Genomic DNA, 19,123 nt, shown 5'->3' on the forward strand with positions numbered 1-19,123 from the left:
GACGGTCAGCGCCGCCCGCGAAGGTCACGGGCATGGACACCCCCGCACGCAAGTGGGGCACGTTCGCGATCTGCCTGCTGGTCGCGCTCGTGCCGAACATCGACCTCACCGCGCTCAACCAGGCCGTCCCGCATCTCAGCGCCGACCTGCGGCCCTCGTCCACCCAGCTCCTGTGGATCGCGGACGCCTACGGCTTCGCGCTCGCCGCACTGCTGATCACGATGGGCGGCGTCGGCGACCGGATCGGACACAAGAGGCTGCTGCTGATCGGGACCGCGCTGTTCGCCGCCGCGTCCGCCGTGACCGCCTACGCGCCGAGCGCCGAACTGCTCATCGCGGCCCGCGCCGTACTGGGCGTCGCGGGCGCGACACTGATGCCGTCGTGCCTGTCGCTGATCCGCCGGGCGTTCACCGAGCCGAAGGAACGGACGATGGCGGTCGGCGCGTTCATGGGCGTCGTCAGTCTCGGGGTCGGGCTCGGGCCCGTCCTCGGCGGCGCGCTGCTCGACCACTTCTGGTGGGGCTCCGTCTTCCTGATCAATGTGCCGATCATGGCGTTGGCGTCGATCGCGGGCGCGGTCGTGCTGCGCGAGTCGCGCGCCCCCGTGCCCGGACGGCTCGACCTGCTCAGCGTCCCGCTGTCGGTCGTCGGCGTCCTCGGCCTCGTGTACGCGATCAAGGAGGCCGCCGCGCACGGTCTCGACGAGGCCCGGATCCCCGTCTCGGCGGCGGTGGGCGTGGTGGCGCTGGCGGCGTTGATGATCCGGCAGACGCGGCTGGACGAGCCGCTGATCGACGTCCGGTTGTTCCGTCGCGCCGCGTTCGCCGGCTCGGTCGTCACCACCATGTTCGCGATGTTCGCCCTGGTCGCACAGTCGTTGATCTTCTCGCTGTTCTTCCAGCTGGCGCTCGGCTGGTCGCCGCTGCGGGCGGGCCTGGCCGGGCTGCCGGGGGCGGCGGGCGCCATGGTCGGCGGCGCGCTACTGGCCGCGCCGTTGATCGCCGTGCTCGGCCGGGCCCGCGTCGTCGCCGCCGGGCTCCTGCTCGCCGCCTGCGGTTTCGGGCTCTTCCTGACCGTCGGAACGGACACCTCGTACTGGGCGATGGTGCCCATGATGCTGCTGTCGGGAGTCGGCATGGGCATGGGCCTCACGGTCACCGGCGACACCGTGCTCGCGTCCGTGCCGAAGGACAGGTCCGGGGCGGCGTCGGCGATCTCGGAGACCGCCACGGAACTGGGCGGCGCGCTCGGCATGGCGGTCCTCGGCAGCGTCCTGAACGCGGTGTACCGGAACGTGCTCGACCTGCCGGCGGGCGTGCCCGCGCCCGCCGCCTCCGCCGCCCGCGACTCCCTCGGCGCGGCTCTGCTGTCGGCCGCGGAGCTTCCGCCCGCGCTCGCCGCCCAGGTCGGTGCGGCCGCCCGGGACGCGTTCGTGGACGGCATGCACGCCGCGCTCCTGTGCAGCGCCGGGTTCGCCGCCCTGGTCGCGGTGTTCGCGCTGGTCACGCTTCGCCGCGTACCGAAGGTGATCCCGGACGCCGCGGACCGCGAACCGGTCGGCACACCCCCGCACTAGGAAAAGTGATATCACTTTGCTAGATTGGTGATAGTTCACAACGAGGAAGGGGGACGGGATGGCGGACGCGACGACCCAGGTCGAGATGCCACGACCGAAGATCGAGGAGCGGCCGGCGACCGACCGTGGCGGCTGGGCGATGCTCGGGCTGGCGCTGCTGCTGATCCTGCTGGCCGCCGTGGCCGTGATCGCGGGGATCGCGACGGGCGGCGGCGCGCTCGCGGCGGGGATCGTCCTGGGGGTGCTGCTCGCGCTCGCCGGGCTGGTCGTCGCGGCCGGACTGACCCCGGTGGCGCCCGGCGAGGCCCGGGTCCTGCAACTTCTCGGACGCTACTACGGCACGGTCCGCACCGACGGGCTCCGCTGGGTGAACCCGCTGACCGACCGGCGGCGGGTGTCGACCCGGATCCGCAACCACGAGACGGGCCTCGCCAAGGTCAACGATCTGGACGGGAACCCGATCGAGATCTCGGCCGTGGTGGTGTGGCAGGTCGCCGACACCGCGCGGGCCGTGTTCGAGGTCGACGACTTCGTCGAGTTCGTGGCGTTCCAGACGGAGGCGGCCGTCCGGCACATCGCCGGCAGCTTCCCCTACGACGCCCATGACCGCACCTCGCTGCGCGACAACGCCGACGAGATCACCGCGCAGCTGTCGGAGGAGCTGGCGCAGCGCGTCGCGTCAGCGGGAGTCGACATCATCGAGTCGCGGATCACGCGGCTGGCGTACGCGCCTGAGATCGCGCAGGCGATGTTGCGGCGCCAGCAGGCGGGCGCCGTGGTGGCGGCGCGGCAGCGGATCGTCGAGGGCGCGGTCGGCATGGTGCAGCTCGCGCTGGAACGGCTCGACGAGGAGAACGTGGTCGAACTGGACGAGGAACGCAAGGCGGCGATGGTCAGCAACCTGCTCGTCGTGCTGTGCGCCGACCGTGACGCCCAGCCGGTGGTCAACGCCGGCAGCCTCTACCAGTGAGCCGCTTACCCGTGGCTGAGCGCAAGAAGGTCCTGCTGCGGCTCGACCCGGCGGTGCACGACGCGCTGGCACGGTGGGCCGGGGACGAGCTGCGCAGCACCAACGCGCAGATCGAGTTCCTGCTGCGGCGGGCGCTCGCCGACGCGGGCCGGATGCCCGCGTCGGCGGGCCGGATGCGGGGACGGGGCCGTCCCCGCAAGTCCGACACCGACGGCCGGGACGACACCGAGGACGAGAACGACCCGCCGGGCGGCGGAGGCGAGGACGAGTCATGATCCGGGTTCCGGAAACGCTGCCGGCGCGGATGTTCCTGCTGGCCTACGACACGAACAAGCAGAAGATGACCAAAGGCGGCGCGCGGCTCGGCTACGTGCTGCGCGCGGCCGCCCTGACGGAGCTGTACCTCGACGGCCGTCTCGGTGAGGGGCGGCGCGGCCCCGTCCCGGGGACGCCCGGCGCCGATCCGTACGGGGTGCTGGCGCAGATCGCGGCGTCCCCGCGCCCCCGGTCGTGGCAGCACTGGGTGCGCAAGGACAGCAGGGCGATCGTGCGGACGGTCCGCGACGAGCTCGCCGACGACGGCTGGATCCGGGTGCAGCGGCGCACGCTCCTCGGGGTGTTCACGAGGCACGAGATCACGGTGCGGGACCCCCGGGTGGTGAAGACGCTGTGGGGCGGGGCGTCGTCCGCGCTGCGGGGACGTCCGGTGGCCCATGTGAACAGCTACGACGCGGCCGCGGTCGCGCTGGCGGCGGCGGGCGAGCTGAAGACCGTCCTGCCGGGCCCGGACCGGCGGCGGTACCGGCGGCGGATCGCGGAGCTCACGGCGCGGACGGGCCCCGCGGCCCCGGCGGTCCGCCGGGCCCTCGAACAGGACCGCTCCGACGGCGCCGGCTGAACTCCCCCGCGGCGGGCGGGCCGTCCATGTTTGAGGGTGACCGGTGGGGCACGAAGAAAGGACGGTGAAGGACGGAGAGGACGTGGAGATCAGCCTCGACCTCCTGCTACCCCGGGACGCGGCCAGCGTCCCGGCGACACGGAGGCTGCTGGACGCGGCGCTGACCGCCCTCGGGGTGGATGACCAGATTCGCGGTGACATAGAAGTGATGCTGACCGAGGCGTGCACGAACGTGATCCGGCACGCCGAACGGGGCGTCGGCTACACGGTGCGCGCGACGATCCAGGATCGCCGCTGCCTGATCAAGGTGATCGACTCGGGTCGGGGGTTCGACGCGGCGAACGTGCCCGACCCCGGGCCGAGCGAGGAACGCGGTCGCGGATTGTTGATAATGAAGGCGTTGGCGGACGACGTCCGGTTCCGCTCCCTTCCCGATGCGGGTGCGCTCGTCGCGCTGGAGAAGCGGTTGCGGTACGGGGAGGACAGCCTCGGCGTCCTGCTCACCGCGGACAGCACGGCCCCCTTCATGGCCGAGGCCGATCCGGCGATGGACGAGTTCGCGACCCGGCTGTTCGAGATGGCGCGCGCCGGGCGGACGGCGGAACTCGTCGATTACGTCGAGGCGGGGGTGCCGCCGAACCTGTCCGACGACGGGGGCGACACGCTGCTCATGCTCGCCGCGTACCACGGCCACGCCGACACCGTGCGGGCGCTCGCGGCGCGCGGCGCCGACCCCGAGCGCCCCAACGACGAGGGACGGCGGCCCCTCTCGGGCGCGGTCCTCAAGCGGGAGCCGGACGTGGTGCGGGCGCTGCTGGACGCGGGCGCCGACCCCCGGGCGGGATCGCCGTCCGCCGTCGACACGGCGAGGATGTTCGGCAGCACCGAGTTCCTCGCGTGGTTCGACGAGGCCGCTCCCCCACCCGCCTGAGCCGGTCCGCCCCGACGGTCGGCGCGGACGGTCAGCGCGGGACCCGCATCACCAGTAGCGCCACCAGCAGGGCCGCCGCCGCGAACACCGCGCCGACCGCGTACGCGGCGTCCATCCCGCTCAGCACGTCGCCGAGGTCGCGGGGCCCGGACGCCGCCGACCCGTGCGCGGTCACCATGACGGCCGAGCCGACCGACGCGCCCGACCACAGCATGGCCTGCGCGACGCCGGACGCGACCCCCGCGTTCTCCGGTTCGACGCTCGCGAGGACCGTCGCGTTGAGCGGCATGATCGAGACACCGACGCCGGCGCCGATGAGCAGCAACGGGCCGAGGAGCCCGGCCGCGTAGCCGTCCTCGGGCGACAGCCGCGTCAGCCACAGCAGCCCGGCGCCGACCACGGCCGTTCCCGCGACGACGAGCGTCCTGGCGCCGAGGCGCGGCAGCAGCCGCGGGACGGTCCGGACGGCCACGAACTGCGTTGCCACGAGCGGCAGGAAGGCCAGGCCCGCCCGCAGCGGCCCGTACCCGAGGACCTGCTGGAGGTACTGGGTGAGGAAGAACAACGCCCCGAACATCGCCGCGACCAGCAGGAACTGGGTCAGGTAGGAGGCGGCGCGGTCGCGTCCGGTCAGCAGCCACAGGGGCATGACCGGTTGCCGGGCGCGGCGCTCGACCGCGACGAATCCGGCGAGCAGGACGGCCGCCGCCCCGAACGCGGCGAGCGCCGGGCCGTCGTCCCAGCCGTCCGCTCCGACGCGGATCAACGCGTAGACGAGCGCGGTCATGCCGGCCGTGGACGCGGCGGCGCCCGCGATGTCGAAGCGGCCGGGGCGGCGTTCGGTCTCGGCGAGGACGCGGGGCGCGAGCAGCGCCAGGACGACGCCCGCCGGAACGTTGACGAAGAACACCCACCGCCAGGACCCGGCCTCGGTCAGCACGCCGCCGGCGATCATGCCGACGGCGGCGCCCGCGCCGGTCACGGCGGAGAAGACGCTGAGCGCGCGGACGCGCGCCTGTCCCTGGAACTGCGTGGCGATCAGCGCCATCGCGCTCGGCGCCGCGAAGGCGGCGGCGACGCCCTGGGCGGCGCGGGCGGCGAACAGCCACCACCCTTCGGCGGCGAACCCGCCGATCAGCGACGCCGCCGTGAACACCGCGACCCCGGCGGTGAAGACGCGGCGGCGTCCGAAGGCGTCTCCGGCCCGACCGCCGAGGAGCAGCAACCCGCCGAATGCGAGCATGTAGGAGTTCTGGATCCAGGCGAGACCTCCGGTCGACAGTCCGAGCCCGTCCCGGATCCGCGGGAGGGCGACGGTGACGATGGTGGTGTCCACGCCGATCAGGAGCTGGCAGCCGACGATGACGGCGAGGACGAATCCTGGGCGATGATGGACGGACGAGGCGGCCTCGTCGGGAGCTGCGGGCTTCCCGGTCGAGACCGTCCGCCCCGAAGACGGGGGCGATGAGGGCACGGCAGACCTTCCGGTGGATTTCCGACAGTTAAGGAACGGCGACGTACACTATGCGGGGAACCTATCAGCGATCCGCACCAAAGAGAACGCTTACGTTCACTATTTCCGGAAGTGCGTCGTGACGGGCACCACCCGCCGCCGCGGCGGGGCCCTGGAGGCGGCGATCTTCGACGCCGTGCTCGACCGGCTGGCGGTCGTCGGCTATCGCGGGCTGACCATGGAGGGCGTCGCCGGGGCCGCCCGCACCGGCAAGGCCGCGCTCTACCGGCGCTGGCCGTCCAAGGAGGCCCTCGTCGCCGACGCGCTCCGGCACACCCTGCCCGAGCCGCCCGCGCCGCCCACGACCGGCGACGTCCGCGAGGACATGCTGGCGGCCCTGGCCTGCCTGCGCGACACGCTTCTCACCTGCCGGGGCGCGGCGTTCCGGGTGCTGAAGGACGACCCCGAGGAGGGCAAGGGCATCCTGCACGACGTCGTCCAGCAGCGCCTGTCGAGGCCGGTCCGGGACGTGCTGTACCAGGCGCTGGAGCAGGCGGCCGAACGTGGCGAGGCCCGCCCCGAGGCGGTGACCCGGCGGATCGCCGACGTCGGCCCGGCCGTGATCTTCTACCGCAATCTCACCGAGGGCGGCGAGATGACCGACGCCTACCTGGAGTGGGTCGTCGACGAGATCCTGCTCCCGATCATCCGTCCCTGACGGCGGATCCCGGGGTCAGAGGGCGAGTTCGTCCTTGCGGGCGAGTTCGTTCTCGGGAGCGTCGACGACGACGCGGTGGTGCCAGTAGGGCGGGGCGATGCCCTCCTCGCGGAGGGTCCGGTGCAGCCGCTTCAGGAACTCGTGCTTGATGAGGAACTGGTCGCCGAACTCCGTCGACCGCAGGATGACGTGGAAGCCGACGGTCGCGTCGTTGAAGTCGTCGAACCGGACCAGGACGCTCGCGTCCTCGACACCGCCCTGGACGTCCTTCATCACGTCCTGACCGACCTCGACGAGGAGTTCCTCCACCCGGTCCAGGTCGACCTCGTAGGCCACCTTCGCGTAGACCAGGATCGACATGTCCTGCGCGGGACGGTGGAAGTTGGTGAGGATCGTGTCGGAGAACCGCTGGTTCGGGATGACCTCGATGTTGTCCGACAGCGTCCGGATGGACGTGTTGCGCCAGTTGATGTCGACGACGTACCCCTCCTGGCCGGTGGCCAGCTTGATGTAGTCGCCGGGCTCGATCGTCTTGGACGCCAGGACGTGCACGCCCGCGAACAGGTTCGCCAGAGTGTCCTGGAGGGCGAGCGCGACCGCGAGGCCACCGACGCCGAGGGCGCCGAGCAGGGGCGAGATCGAGACCCCGAGGCTCTGCAGCATCACCAGCAGCCCGACGCCGATCACCACCACCTTGGCGATGTTGGCGAAGATCGTGACATTGGCGGCGACGCCCTGCTTGGCCAGCGCGAACGAGCTGACCGAGCTCGCGATCAGCCGGGCCAGCGCCACCGACACCACGAAGATCGTCACGGCGGTGAGCACGTTGGCGATCACGTCCAGCGTGCCGCGCGGCAGGTCCAGCACCTTCGCCGCGGTCCACAGGCCGAGGATCACCGAGACGGGGACGGCCAGGTCCTTGACCAGCCGGGCGGCCATGTCGTCCCAGGCCCACCGGGTGCCGTCCGCCCGCTTCGCCAGCCGTCCGGTCAGCAGCCGCAGGACGACCGCGATCGCCAGGGCCACCGCCAGCACGATCGCGGCGGCGATGATCCGCTCCCAGCTCAGGTCACCCATGACGCGTGCGTCTCCCCTTCCCTCGGGACGGCCCGCGGCCTGCCCCATCACGTCCCGATTTGCCATGTTGTGCGTCCTCGATCGTAGTGAAGGCCCGGGGCGCGCGACGCACATCCGGGACACCGGGGACCGGGGAGAAGCAGGGGGGCGGTTACGATCGATCAGGTGGTAGGCGTGGGAATGATGCGCCGGCTCGGGGTCACGGCGCTGGGACTGCGGAACGGCCCCCACCGCGTCACGGTCGAGCGGGATCTGGAGGTCCCCGCGGCGGACGGCGTCACCCTGCTGGCCGACCATTACGCCCCCGAGGGCGTCGAGCGGGCGCCGACGGTCCTCGTCCGCTCCCCCTACGGGCGGCGCGGGCCGTTCGGGCTGATGTGCGGGCAGGGCTTCGCGTCGCACGGGTTCCAGGTCGTGGTGCAGAGCGTCCGGGGCGGCTTCGGGTCCGGCGGGGTGTTCGAGGCGCTGGACGAGCGGGAGGACGGCCTCGCCACCGTCGAGTGGCTCCGGTCACAGCCCTGGTTCGGCGGGACGTTCGCCATGCACGGCCCGAGCTATCTCGGCTACGTGCAGTGGGCCGTCGCCGCCGAGGCCGGGCCCGCGCTGCGGGCGCTGTCGATGCAGGTCACCGCGTCCACGTTCCGCGACGCGGTGAACGTCGGCGGCGCGTTCGCGCTGGAGTCGACCCTCATCTGGGTCGACCTGACCGCGCGGATGAAGAACTCCCTGTCCGGGATCACGACCGCGGTGCTGTCGCCGCGCCGCGCCCGCCGCGCCACCCTGTCCGGACGTCCCCTCGCCGAGCTCGACCGGCTGGCGACCGGCGCGCAGCAGCGCTTCTTCCAGGACCTCCTCGTCAACGGCCCCGACACCCCGTTCTGGGACCGGCGCGACTTCAGCCCGACCGTCTCCCAGGTCACGGCGCCGGTCAACCTGACGGGCGGCTGGTACGACATCTTCCTGCCCTGGCAGATCAAGGACTACGCCGCCCTCCGCGCCGCCGGCCGCCGCCCGTACCTGACGATCGGGCCGTGGTTCCACGCCGACCAGCGGATGATGCGGGGCTCGATCGGCGAGTCGATCGCCTGGTTCCGGGCCCACCTCCTGGACGACCCGTCCCAGCTTCGGGAACAGCCCGTCCGGCTGTACGTCACCGGCGCGGAGGAGTGGCGGGAGTTCCCCGACTGGCCCGTCCCCGGAATGCGGGAGGAACGCTGGCACCTGCGCGAGGACGGCGCCCTGTCCCCCGACCCGCCGCCCGAGTCCGATCCCGACGCCCACCGGCCCGACACCTACCGGTACGACCCCAACCACCCGACGCCCTTCCTCGGCGGGCCCACCCTGCTCGGCGAGACGCACCCGTCCACCGACCAGCGGCGCCTGGAACGCCGCAGGGACGTGCTGACCTACACCTCCGACGTCCTCGACCACGATCTGGAGATCATCGGCCCGGTCACCGCCGACCTGCGCATCCGCTCGAACCGCGACCACACCGACTTCGTCGTCCGGCTGTGCGACGTCACCCCCGACGGCGCGTCGCTGAACCTGTGCGAGGGGATGCGCCGCCTCGTCCCCGGCTCACCGGACCCGGGGGCGGACGGCGTCCGGCGGATCGCCGTCGAACTGTGGCCCGCCGGGCACCGCTTCCGCCGCGGGCACCGCGTCCGCGTGCAGGTCGCCAGCGGCGCCTACCCCCGCGTGGCCCGCAACCCCGGCACCGGCGCGCCCATCGGCGGCGCCACCGAGATGCTCACCGCCGACCAGGAGATCTTCCACTCCCCCCACCATCCCTCCGCCATCACCCTCCCCGTCGTCTCCGAGGAGTCCGAATAGGGGCCGGATCTGAGGCGTACATCACACGCCGGACCGATCCGTCGCGCATCTCGTTCGATGTTCCCGCTGGTCGGCGGCGTTTCGGCGGGCCGTGCGGGGCAGGAGATCCGATTCGCGAGGTTTGACGGTAGGTGCGGCCGGATAAGAGTCTGATCGAGCAGGTGTCTACGACGCAGATACCTCCGTGCTTCCCCTGTGTTGCCCCGGAGGATCCGTATGCACCGCCCGTTGAACATCGCACTCGTGTCCGCCTCCGACCTTGACGGCGAGCACCTCCACGCGATCCATGTGCGCGATCTCGCCCGCTCGCTGACCCGTCCGCTCTCCGCGGAAGGGGAGCCGAACCAGGTCACGGTGTACGCCCGGCGCCAGAACCGAGCCGCGCGTGCCCGGACCCGGCTGGCGCCGGGCGCCGCACTGGTCCACCTCGACGCCGGGCCCGCCCGACCGCTGCCCGACGACGAGCTGCTGAAGCACCTCCGCGAGTTCGCCGACGGGCTGCGCCGCCGCTGGAGCGGGTCCGGTCGCCCCGACATCGTGCACGCGCACGGCTGGATCGGCGGACTCGCCGCCTGCGCCGTCGCCCGCGAACTCGACATCCCCTTCGTGCAGAGCCACCACGGCGTCGCCGCCGCCGAACGGCACGCCGGGCAGCCCGTCCACCCGCACCGCGACCGGCTGGAGAAGGCCATCGCGCGGGACGCCGACCTCGTGATCGCCGGGCACGCCGAGGAGGCGAGCGCGCTCGTCCGGTTGGGCGTGCCGCGGCCGCGAATCCGCGTCGTCCCCTACGGCGTGGACGGTGAACTGTTCACCCAGATCGGCCCGGCGATGCCGCGCGGCGACCGGCGCCGCCTGGTGATGGTGTGCGACGACCTGGAGGCCGGGGACGTCGCGACCGCGCTGCGCGCCCTGGTGCACGTCCCGAACGCCGAGCTGACCGTCGCGGGCGGCCCGGCCCGGGAGGACCTGGAGAACGACCCGGTCGTGCACCGGCTCGTGCTGCTCGCCAAGGAACTGCACGTCAACGATCGAGTGATCTTCCTCGGGCGGGTGCCCCGCAAGTCGCTGCCGAAGCTGCTGCGGACGGCGAGCCTCGCGCTGTGCCTGTCCCCGCACCGGCCGTGCCCGGCGGCGCCGCTGGAGGCGATGGCCTGCGGCGTCCCCGTCGTCGCGACCCCGGTGGGCGGCAACGCCGACGAGGTGCTCGACCACATCACCGGCGTGCACGTCCCCGCGGGGCGCCCCGTCGTGATCGGCCGGATGATCCGGCACCTGCTCAACGAGGAGACCACCCTGCACGGCTACTCGATCGCCGCCGCCGACCGCGCCCGCTCCCGGTACTCGCTGGAGCGGACCGCCGCCGAGACGCTCCGCGCCTACCAGCGGGTGCTGCCCGCCGAGGAGGTCGAGCCGGAGCCGGACATCGATCTGATCGCCGCACTGGACGAGGCGGAGCACGACACCGGCCGAACCCCCGCCCTGGCCGGCTGAGACGCACCGCCCTCGCGGGCCCCGGATCCCTCCCCGGATCCGGGGCCCGTTCACGTCCGGCCCCCCGGTGCCCACCGGGTGGGATACTGGGCGGGATGACCGAAGGGGGCCGTTGGTGCTGATCGGCAGGGCCGCCGAGTTCGCGGAGCTGACCGCCGCGCTCGCGCGGGCGTCCGCGGGCCACGCCGGAGCCGTGCTCGTCAGCGGCGACGCGGGCGTCGGCAAGACGCATCTGGTGAACGCGCTGGTGCGCGCCGCCCGCGACGACGGGTGCGCCGTCCTCGTCGGGCAGTGCGCGGAGCTGGGCGAGAGCGTGCCCTACCTGCCGCTCGCCGACGCGCTGTGGTCGGCCGCGAACGCCGGCTCCGCCGAGGCGGACGCGGTCCGCGCCGTGCTCGACGCCCGGCCCGTGCTGGGACGGCTCCTCCCCGACGGCGACGCCGACCCGGGCTCCGCCGCCGAACTCGGGCAGCAGCAACTGTTCGGGGCGGTGCTCGGCCTGCTCGGGGAGCTCGGGCGGGAACGGCCCGTCCTGCTCGTCCTGGAGGACCTCCACTGGGCGGACCGTTCCACCCGGCATCTGCTGACGTTCCTCTGCCGCGTCCTGCAACGCGAACGGGTCTGCCTCGTCGGCACGTACCGGTCCGACGACCTGCACCGGCGGCATCCGCTGCGGCCCGTGATGGCCGAACTGCTCCGGCTGCCGAACGTGACCGGCGTCGTGGTCTCCCCGTTCGGGCCCGGCGAGACCGCCGCCTACCTCGCGGAGCTGTCCCACGGGTCCGCGCCGGTCACCGCGGAGGCCGTCGAGCGGGTGCACCGGCGTTCCGAGGGCAACCCGTTCTACGCCGCCGAACTGTACTCCGCGGGGCTCGACGCCCCCTGCCCTGACGAGGCCGCCGACCTGCCCGCCGGGCTCGCGGACCTGCTGCTGTCGCGGATGGAGCGGCTGTCGGACGCCGGGCAGCGGGTCGTGCGGGTCGCGGCGGTGGCCGGGCGCCGCATCGACGACGAACCGATCCGCCGCCTGTCGGGGCTGGACGAGGCGGCGGCCGGTGAGGCGCTGCGCGAGGTCGTGTCGCACCAGGTGCTCGTCCCGTCCGCCACCGGGTACACGTTCCGGCACGCGCTGTTGCGCGAGGCCGTCTACGCCGACCTGCTGCCCGGCGAGCGGACCCGGCTGCACGCCGACTACGCCCGGCTGCTCGCCGCCCTCCCGGAGGGGACGCGCGGGGCCGCCGCCGAACTCGCCCACCACAGCCGCGCCGCGCACGACCTGCCCGTCGCGTTCGCCGCGTCCGTCCGGGCGGGACGCGAGGCGGCCAGGCTAGGCGCGCCCGCCGAGGCGTTCGAGCACTACGAGCGGGCGCTGGAACTGTGGGACGCCGTCCCGGGGGCCGAGGCCGCCGCGGGCACCGACCGGGTGCGGCTGTCGCTCACCGCCGCGAAGGAGGCGGCGCGGGCCGGGGAACTGCGGCGCGCCGTGCACCGGCTCCGGCGGCTGGTCGGCCTCGCCGACCCGGCGGACCTGCCGCTCGGCGCCGAGATCCGCGATCATCTGGCGTCGTACCTGAACGACATCGACGAGATGGAGGAGTCGCAGGCGACCGCGCGGGAGGCGGTGGCGATGCTGGCGGACGGCCCGCCGACCGTCGAACGCGCCGGGGCCCTCGCCACCTACGCCCGGTCGCTGCTCTACCGGGACGACGACGAGGAGATGCCGGAGTTCGCGGAGAAGGCCGTCGCGGAGGCCCGCGCCGCCGGGGCCACCGGCGCCGAGGCCGCGCTGCTGGTCACGCTCGGGCTGTACCGGGAGTCCCGGGAGGCCGACCCGCGGGTGCCCGAGCTGTTCGAGCGGGCCGAGGAGCTCGCCGACGCGGCGGGCGACCACACGCAGGCGGTCCGCGTCAGGTTCCACCACGCCCGCGCGAAGTTCGACCGCGGCGACCTCGCGGGCGCGGCGCGGGCCGCCGACGAGGGCGTGCGGTTCGTCCTGGACAACGGGCTCCGCTGGCACACCTACGGCATCATCCTGCGGTCCTTGCAGTACCTGGTGCACTACACGGTCGGGGACTGGGCCGAGGCGAACCGGCTCGCAGAGGAGTTCCCCGTGCGGGTCGTCCGGACCGCCGAGGCGCAGATCTCCGCCTACGCGTTGTTCGTCGATGTGGCGCAGGGCTCACCCAGCGCCGGCGAGCGCCTGCGGTGGATCGAGCCGCTGTGGGCGCAGCACCTGTACCTCAACTACCTCGCGCGGGGCCTCGCCGCCGAGCGCGCCCTGTGGCGGGACGATCCACGCGGCGCGGTCGCGCACGTCGAGAACGTCCTCGCCACGCCCTACGGCGAGGCCGAAGGCGCGCTCCGCCTCTCCGCGACGGGCCTGTGGGCCCACGCCGAACTCGCGGCGCGGGCCCGGGCGACCGGTGACCAGGCCGCCGTCCGCGCGGCGGGCGACGCGGCCGACGGCCTGTTGCGCCTGGCCCGGACCGTGGCCGCCGTCCACACCGACGGACGGCCCCGCGCCTGGCTCGGCCTCGAAGGCCACGCCTGGCTGGCCCGCGCGGAGGCCGAGCGGCGCCGCGTGGACGGCGTCCACGACGTGGACCTGTGGCGGAAGGCCACCGACCTGTTCACCTACGGTGACGCGGACGGCGGGTTCGTGTACGAGGTGGCGCGGTCGCGGTGGCGGCTGGCCGAGGCGCTCGCCGAGAACGGCGACCGGGACGCGGCGGCGGCGGAGTGGCGGGCGGCGGTCGAGCGCGCCACGGCGCTCGGCGCCGAGCCGCTCCTGGCCGCGCTGCGCGACCTCGGCGCCCGGGCCCGGCTCGGCGGCGGGAGCGGGGCGGGCGCGCGGCAGTCCGGGCCGTCCGGCGCGCTCGGCTCCCTGACCGTGCGGGAGCGGGAGGTCCTGAAGCTGGTCGCGGACGGGCTCGGCAACCGGGAGATCGCGTCGAGGCTGTTCATCTCCCCGAAGACGGCGAGCGTCCACGTCTCCAACATCCTGGCGAAGCTGAACGTGGCGAGCCGCACCCAGGCGGCGGCCGTCGCGCACCGCGAGGGCCTCGAATAACCCGCTTCCACCACCTTCTTCCTCGGCGAATGCCGGTCCGATGATGTGCGCGTACGGCATACGGTAGATCTTCACGGGTCATTCATTATGTCCTGCACTAGCTCAATTCCTGGCGAGCTGCCATTCTCTTATTCAGTCGCAGAAGTTGATCGGCACTCGCAGAAGGGAATCCCGCGGTGGACAAGGGATATGAGCTTTACTGCCTCGCCGACCAGCTTTTCTACGATGCGCCTCCGGTCACCCGCAGCACCGACTTCGACATCACGCAGCGTGATCTTCCGGCGGGCTGGGAAATGGTTTTCGGCGACGAATGGGTCATCTACGACCCGCCGGAACGCCGCACGCCGCCCCAGGGCTGGAAAGTGCACGTCTCCGGATGCGCGGAGAGCGCGGACAAGATCCTGGCCGCGACGTGGGACTACTGCGTCGGCAACGGCATCGAGTTCAAGCACCTGCGCGGCCCGGGCACGCTGCGGATGCGCAACGCCAAGTACGCCCCGCGCGGCGCGAGCGGCAAGCTCGTCACGATCTACCCGGCGGACGAGCGCGAACTTGAGCGGGTGCTGGACGAGCTCGGCGCGCTCGTGGACGGCCTGCCCGGCCCCTACATCCTCAGCGACCTGCGCATCGGCGCCGGCCCACTGCACGTCAGGTACGGCGGCTTCGCGGAGCGCCGATGTCTGGACGAGCAGGGCAAGCTCGTCCCCGCGATGGAGAACGGCGCCGGGGAACTGGTTCCGGACCGGCGTGAGCCCGTCTTCTCCGTCCCCGACTGGGTGACCCTCCCGGCCTGCCTGGAGCCCCACCTCCAGGCGCGCGGCGCCACGACGACGACGGACCTGCCGTACCAGATCACCAAGGCCCTGCATTTCTCCAACGGCGGCGGCGTCTATGAGGCGACCGACACCCGTTCCGGACGCAAGGTGGTCCTGAAAGAAGGACGTCCCCACGCGGGTCTGGCCGCCGACGGCGCCGACGCGGTGAAGCGCATCGAACGGGAACGCGACGTCCTGCGCGCGCTCGAAGGAATCGACGGGGTTCCCGCCGCGCTCGACTGGTTCACGCTCGGCGAGCACCATTTCCTGGTCCAGGAGTTCATCGAGGGACGCACCCTCAACACATTCTTCGCCGAACGGCATCCGATGCTGGACCCCCATCCGGACCCGGAAAAGACCGCCGCGTACACCGAATGGGCGCTGCGCGTGTACGCGGGCGTCGAACGGGTGGTCACCGCGATTCACGAGCGCGGAATGGTCTTCAACGACCTGCACATGTTCAACGTCATGGTCCGTCCGGACGACTCCGCCGCGCTGATCGACTTCGAGACGGCGGCGCCCGCGTCCGCCCGCGGCCGGCAGACCCTCGCGAACCCGGCGTTCCTCGCCCCGCCCGACCGGCGCGGCACCGAGGTCGACCTCTACAGCCTCGCGTGCCTTCGCCTGGCCCTGTTCGCCCCGCTGACCATTCTGTTCATCATCGACCGGGGCAAGGCGCCGCAACTGGCCGACCTCATCGCCGACAACTTCCCTGTACCGCGGTCGTTCCTTGACGAGGCGGTACGGGAGATCACGCGGGGTGCCGCGCCGACGTCCGCGCCCGGGTTCGTCCCGGACGCCCACAGTTGGGAGCGCACCCGGGACGACCTGGCGAGGGCGATCCTCGCGAGCGCCACACCCGACCGGACCGACCGCCTGTTCCCCGGCGACCCCGAGCAGTTCGGCGGGGCGTCGCTCGGCCTGGCGCACGGCGCCGCCGGAGTCCTGTACGCGCTGCACGCCACGGGCGCGGGACGGTTCCCCGAGTACGAGGAATGGCTGGCCGCGCGGGTCGCCGACCCGAAACGCGGCACCGGCATCGGCCTGTACGACGGGCTGCTGGGGGCCGCGCACGTCCTGGCCCGCCTCGGACGCACGGACGACGCGATCGTCGCCGCGGACCACTGTCTGAACGAACGGTGGGAACGGCTCGGCGACGACCTGTACGGCGGGTTGCCCGGCGTCGCGCTGGCCCTGACCGACCTCGCCGACGCGAGCGGTGAGACGTACCTGCTCGACGCGGCGCGCCGCGCCGCCGAGATCGTGGCGGCCCGGCGGCCCGACGGCCCGGCGCCCCGGCCCGGTCTCATGCACGGCGGCGCCGGAGCCGCGCTGATGTTCGTCCGGCTCCACGAGCGCACGGGGAACCCGGTGCTGCTCGACCTCGCCGCGGACGCGCTGCGCCGCGACCTCGCCGCCTGCGTCACCGACCACAACGGCGCCCTGCACGTTAATCAGGACGTCCGGATGCTGCCCTACCTCGGGCGCGGCAGCGTCGGCATCGGCCTCGTCCTGGACGAGTACCTCGCGGTCCGTCCGGACGAGGAGTTCGAGGAGGCACGGCGGGCGATCCGCGTCGCCGCGATGTCCCGGTACTACGCGCAGCCGAGCCTGTTCAACGGACGCGCCGGAATGCTGCTCTACCTGGCCCGCCACGATCGTGACGGCGACCGGGTGGCGGGACACCTCCGCGACCTGGCGTGGCACGCCCTGCCGTACGCCGGCGGGCTGGCCTTCCCGGGCGAGCACATGTACCGGCTGTCGATGGACCTGGCGACCGGCACGGCCGGCGTGCTCCTCGCGCTCGGCGCGGCCCTGCACGACCCGGCCCCCACGCTTCCCTTCCTGCGGACCACCGGACTCGAGTGGGGAGACGACGCCCCCCAGTCCCGGACAGGCTCCGCCGGACCCGATGAGCTCCCCGTGGGAACCCTCACGGCGGCCACCTCTATCCAGCCCGAAAGGAGGTGAAGAACATGGCGCTTCTCGACCTTCAGGGGATGACCAGCGAGAACGGCGGCGGCGGCAACAGCAGCCTCAGCGTGCTGTGCGGCCACAGCTCGCACAGCCAGACCATCTGCCTGTAACGATGGTGGGCGGCCATGGCTCCGGGGGCTCGGAGCCATGGCCGTCGTCGTTCTGGAGAACCGATGACCACCCAACCTGTCACGGCCGGCGCGAACCGGCTGCTGCTGCGGGCCGCCGGGCGCGCCCGGGGCTGGACCGCCCTCGTGGCCGCCGCCGCGCTGGCGGACGCGGTCGCGGCGGTGCTGCTCCCCTACGCGCTGGCCCGCGCGATCGACGCGGTCCCGCCGGGTGGCGCTCCCGCCGCCGCGGCGGTGTGGCCGTGCGTCGCGCTCGTCGTGGCGTCGGCCGTGGCGGAGGTGCTGACGGAACTCGCGACCGGCTGCGCGGCGGCGCGGGCGACGGCATGGCTGCGGCACACGCTGGTCCGGCACGTCCTCGCGGTCGGCCCGGCACTGCGGATTCCGCCGGGCGACGTCGCGGGCCGGGTCGTGGGCGGTGCCGCCGAGGCCGGGGTGGCGCCCGCCGCCGCGCCGGAGGCCGCCGTGGGACTGCTGCCCGCCGTGGGAGCGCTGGTCGCGCTGGTCCTCATCGACTGGCGGGTCGCCGCGGCGATCGCGGTGGCGCTGCCGGTGATCGCGCTGCTGATGCGCGCGTTCGTCCGCGACATCAGCGCGACCGTGCACCGCTACCTCGACATCCAGGGCACGATCGCGGGACGGCTCGGCGAGGCCCTCGCCGGATGCCGGACGATCGCCGCGGCCGGCACCGCGGACCGCGAGACCGTCCGCGTGCTGGAGCCGCTGCCGGAACTGCGCGGCGAGGGCGAGCGGATGTGGCGCGTCCAGGGCGGCATCACGGCGCGCGGGCTGCTGGCGCTGCTGCTCCTGCAGATCGCGGCCGTGGCGGTCGCGGGCGCGGAGCTGGCGGCGGGCCGGATCACCCCCGGTGAGCTGGTCGCGACCGTCCAGTACGCGGGGCTCGCCGCGGGGTTCGGGCCCGTCCTCACGCAGCTGCTGCGCCTCGGCCGCGCCCGCGCCGGGGCCGCACGCGCCGCCGAGGTCCTCGCGCTTCCCGCGCCCGTCTATGGCGCGGAGCCCGTTTCGTCCGGCCCCGGCCACCTGGAATTCCGCGGGGTCAGCGCCGCCGGGGGCGTGTTGGACGGGCTGGATCTGGCCGTCCCCGGCGGTCTCGCCGTCGCCGTCACCGGACGCACCGGCGCCTCCGAGCTCGCCGCGCTCGCCGGACGCCTCACCGACCCCGACCGCGGCGAGGTGCTGCTGGACGGGACGCCGCTCCCCCGCCTCTCCCGGACGGCACTGCGCCGCGAGATCGGGTACGCCTTCGCGCGGCCCGCGCTGTTCGGCGACACCGTCCTCGACGCGCTCGCGTTCGGCCCGGCGCGGCCTCCCGACGCGCGGCTGCGCGAGTCGGCGCGGGCGGCGCGCGCCGACGACTTCATCCGGCGCCTGCCGGACGGCTACGCCACCCCGCTCCCCGACGCGCCGATGTCGGGCGGGGAGTTGCAGCGCATGGGGCTCGCGCGGGCGTTCGCGCACGCCGGGCGCGTCCTCGTCCTGGACGACGCGACCTCCAGCCTCGACACCGTCACCGAACTCCAGATCACCGACGCGCTGCTGAACCGGCTCGCCGGGCGCACCCGCCTGATCGTCACGCTCCGGGCGTCCACCGCCGCCCGCGCCGACCTCGTCGCCTGGCTGGAGGACGGCCGCGTCCGCGCGCTCGCCCCGCACGCGACGCTCTGGGACGACCCCGACTACCGCGCGCTGTTCCGGGGTGCGGCATGAGGAGCGGACGCGAGACGGCACCCCCGAACAGGGCGGTGCTGCGCCGGACGGTCGGGGAGGCGGTCCGGGCCCGCCCGCGCGCCGTCGCGCGGGCCGCCGCGTGGTCGCTGGTCGAGGCGGTGCCGACCGCGCTGTTCGGGCGCGCCGTCGCCGGGGCGACCGACGCGTTCCGCACCGGGCGGACGGTCGACGCGGCGAGCTGGCTCGGGCTGCTCACCGTCGCCGCGTTCGCGGGGGCGTTCGGCAGCCGCCGGCTGTATCCCGCGCTGGCCGCGATCGTGGAGCCGTTCCGCGACGACCTCGTCCGGCGGGTCACGGACGGGGCGCTGCGCCGGTCGATGCGCGGCAGGCCCGACACCGGCGCGGTCGCGCGGCTCACCCACCAGGTGGAGATCGTCCGGGACACGTTCGGCGGCCTGCTCGTCATCGTGCGCGGTTTCCTGTTCGCCACCGG

Annotated in this window: 14 protein-coding genes; 12 read left to right on the forward strand and 2 right to left on the reverse strand. The window is 73.7% G+C overall.

Annotation, left to right across the window (positions count from 1 at the left end):
- The first annotated feature begins 32 nt into the window (after nucleotides 1-32).
- From D0T12_RS24710 to D0T12_RS37200, 5 genes are all read left to right on the forward strand, one after another.
- Nucleotides 33-1,577 (forward strand): MFS transporter, encoded by a 1,545-nt coding sequence (locus D0T12_RS24710; RefSeq protein ID WP_117402079.1) that lies wholly within the window; start codon nucleotides 33-35, stop codon nucleotides 1,575-1,577.
- Between the two features lie 58 nt (nucleotides 1,578-1,635).
- Nucleotides 1,636-2,547, forward strand: coding sequence for an SPFH domain-containing protein (locus D0T12_RS24715; protein WP_117402080.1), 912 nt, complete (start codon nucleotides 1,636-1,638; stop codon nucleotides 2,545-2,547).
- 11 nt (nucleotides 2,548-2,558) lie between these two features.
- Nucleotides 2,559-2,822 carry a hypothetical protein gene (locus tag D0T12_RS24720; protein ID WP_117402081.1) on the forward strand — a complete coding sequence of 88 codons (264 nt, stop codon included), beginning with the start codon at nucleotides 2,559-2,561 and terminating at the stop codon, nucleotides 2,820-2,822.
- Nucleotides 2,819-3,445: a GOLPH3/VPS74 family protein gene (locus D0T12_RS24725; RefSeq protein ID WP_117402082.1), complete on the forward strand. Its 627-nt coding sequence runs from the start codon at nucleotides 2,819-2,821 to the stop codon at nucleotides 3,443-3,445. The genes D0T12_RS24720 and D0T12_RS24725 overlap by 4 nt, the downstream gene beginning before the upstream one ends.
- 64 nt (nucleotides 3,446-3,509) lie before the next feature.
- A complete protein-coding gene (locus D0T12_RS37200) occupies nucleotides 3,510-4,376 on the forward strand; it encodes an ATP-binding protein (protein ID WP_325050843.1) in 867 nt (288 codons plus the stop codon).
- A 31-nt stretch (nucleotides 4,377-4,407) separates the two neighbouring features.
- On the opposite strand, the gene D0T12_RS24740 is transcribed toward D0T12_RS37200, so the two are convergent.
- The gene (locus tag D0T12_RS24740; protein WP_233526267.1) at nucleotides 4,408-5,850 is read right to left on the reverse strand and encodes an MFS transporter; all 1,443 of its coding nucleotides are present in this window, start codon (nucleotides 5,848-5,850) and stop codon (nucleotides 4,408-4,410) included.
- 118 nt (nucleotides 5,851-5,968) lie between these two features.
- On the opposite strand from D0T12_RS24740, the gene D0T12_RS24745 reads away from it, so the two are divergent.
- Nucleotides 5,969-6,547, forward strand: coding sequence for a TetR/AcrR family transcriptional regulator (locus D0T12_RS24745; protein ID WP_199487680.1), 579 nt, complete (start codon nucleotides 5,969-5,971; stop codon nucleotides 6,545-6,547).
- 15 nt (nucleotides 6,548-6,562) lie between these two features.
- Here D0T12_RS24745 and D0T12_RS24750 read toward each other — a convergent pair whose 3' ends face one another.
- Nucleotides 6,563-7,690, reverse strand: a complete 1,128-nt coding sequence (locus D0T12_RS24750; protein ID WP_233526268.1) for a mechanosensitive ion channel family protein — start codon at nucleotides 7,688-7,690, stop codon at nucleotides 6,563-6,565.
- A 114-nt stretch (nucleotides 7,691-7,804) separates the two neighbouring features.
- On the opposite strand from D0T12_RS24750, the gene D0T12_RS24755 reads away from it, so the two are divergent.
- From D0T12_RS24755 to D0T12_RS24780, 6 genes are all read left to right on the forward strand, one after another.
- Nucleotides 7,805-9,457, forward strand: a complete 1,653-nt coding sequence (locus D0T12_RS24755) for a CocE/NonD family hydrolase (protein ID WP_117402083.1) — start codon at nucleotides 7,805-7,807, stop codon at nucleotides 9,455-9,457.
- A gap of 228 nt (nucleotides 9,458-9,685) precedes the next feature.
- On the forward strand, nucleotides 9,686-10,951 hold the full coding sequence (locus D0T12_RS24760; protein WP_233526269.1) for a glycosyltransferase: 1,266 nt from the start codon (nucleotides 9,686-9,688) through the stop codon (nucleotides 10,949-10,951).
- Nucleotides 10,952-11,066: 115 nt separating this feature from the next.
- Nucleotides 11,067-14,021 carry a helix-turn-helix transcriptional regulator gene (locus D0T12_RS37205; RefSeq protein ID WP_325050844.1) on the forward strand — a complete coding sequence of 985 codons (2,955 nt, stop codon included), beginning with the start codon at nucleotides 11,067-11,069 and terminating at the stop codon, nucleotides 14,019-14,021.
- 176 nt (nucleotides 14,022-14,197) lie between these two features.
- Nucleotides 14,198-16,807 carry a class III lanthionine synthetase LanKC gene (gene lanKC, locus D0T12_RS24770; protein WP_117402086.1) on the forward strand — a complete coding sequence of 870 codons (2,610 nt, stop codon included), beginning with the start codon at nucleotides 14,198-14,200 and terminating at the stop codon, nucleotides 16,805-16,807.
- Nucleotides 16,808-16,812: 5 nt separating this feature from the next.
- Complete coding sequence (locus D0T12_RS24775; protein WP_117402471.1) at nucleotides 16,813-16,923, forward strand: SapB/AmfS family lanthipeptide; 111 nt, start codon at nucleotides 16,813-16,815, stop codon at nucleotides 16,921-16,923.
- Between the two features lie 63 nt (nucleotides 16,924-16,986).
- A complete protein-coding gene (locus D0T12_RS24780; protein WP_117402087.1) occupies nucleotides 16,987-18,669 on the forward strand; it encodes an ATP-binding cassette domain-containing protein in 1,683 nt (560 codons plus the stop codon).
- The last annotated feature ends 454 nt before the right edge of the window (nucleotides 18,670-19,123 follow it).

The organism is Actinomadura spongiicola (assembly GCF_003432485.1).
Taxonomy (GTDB): Bacteria; Actinomycetota; Actinomycetes; order Streptosporangiales; family Streptosporangiaceae; genus Spirillospora; species Spirillospora spongiicola.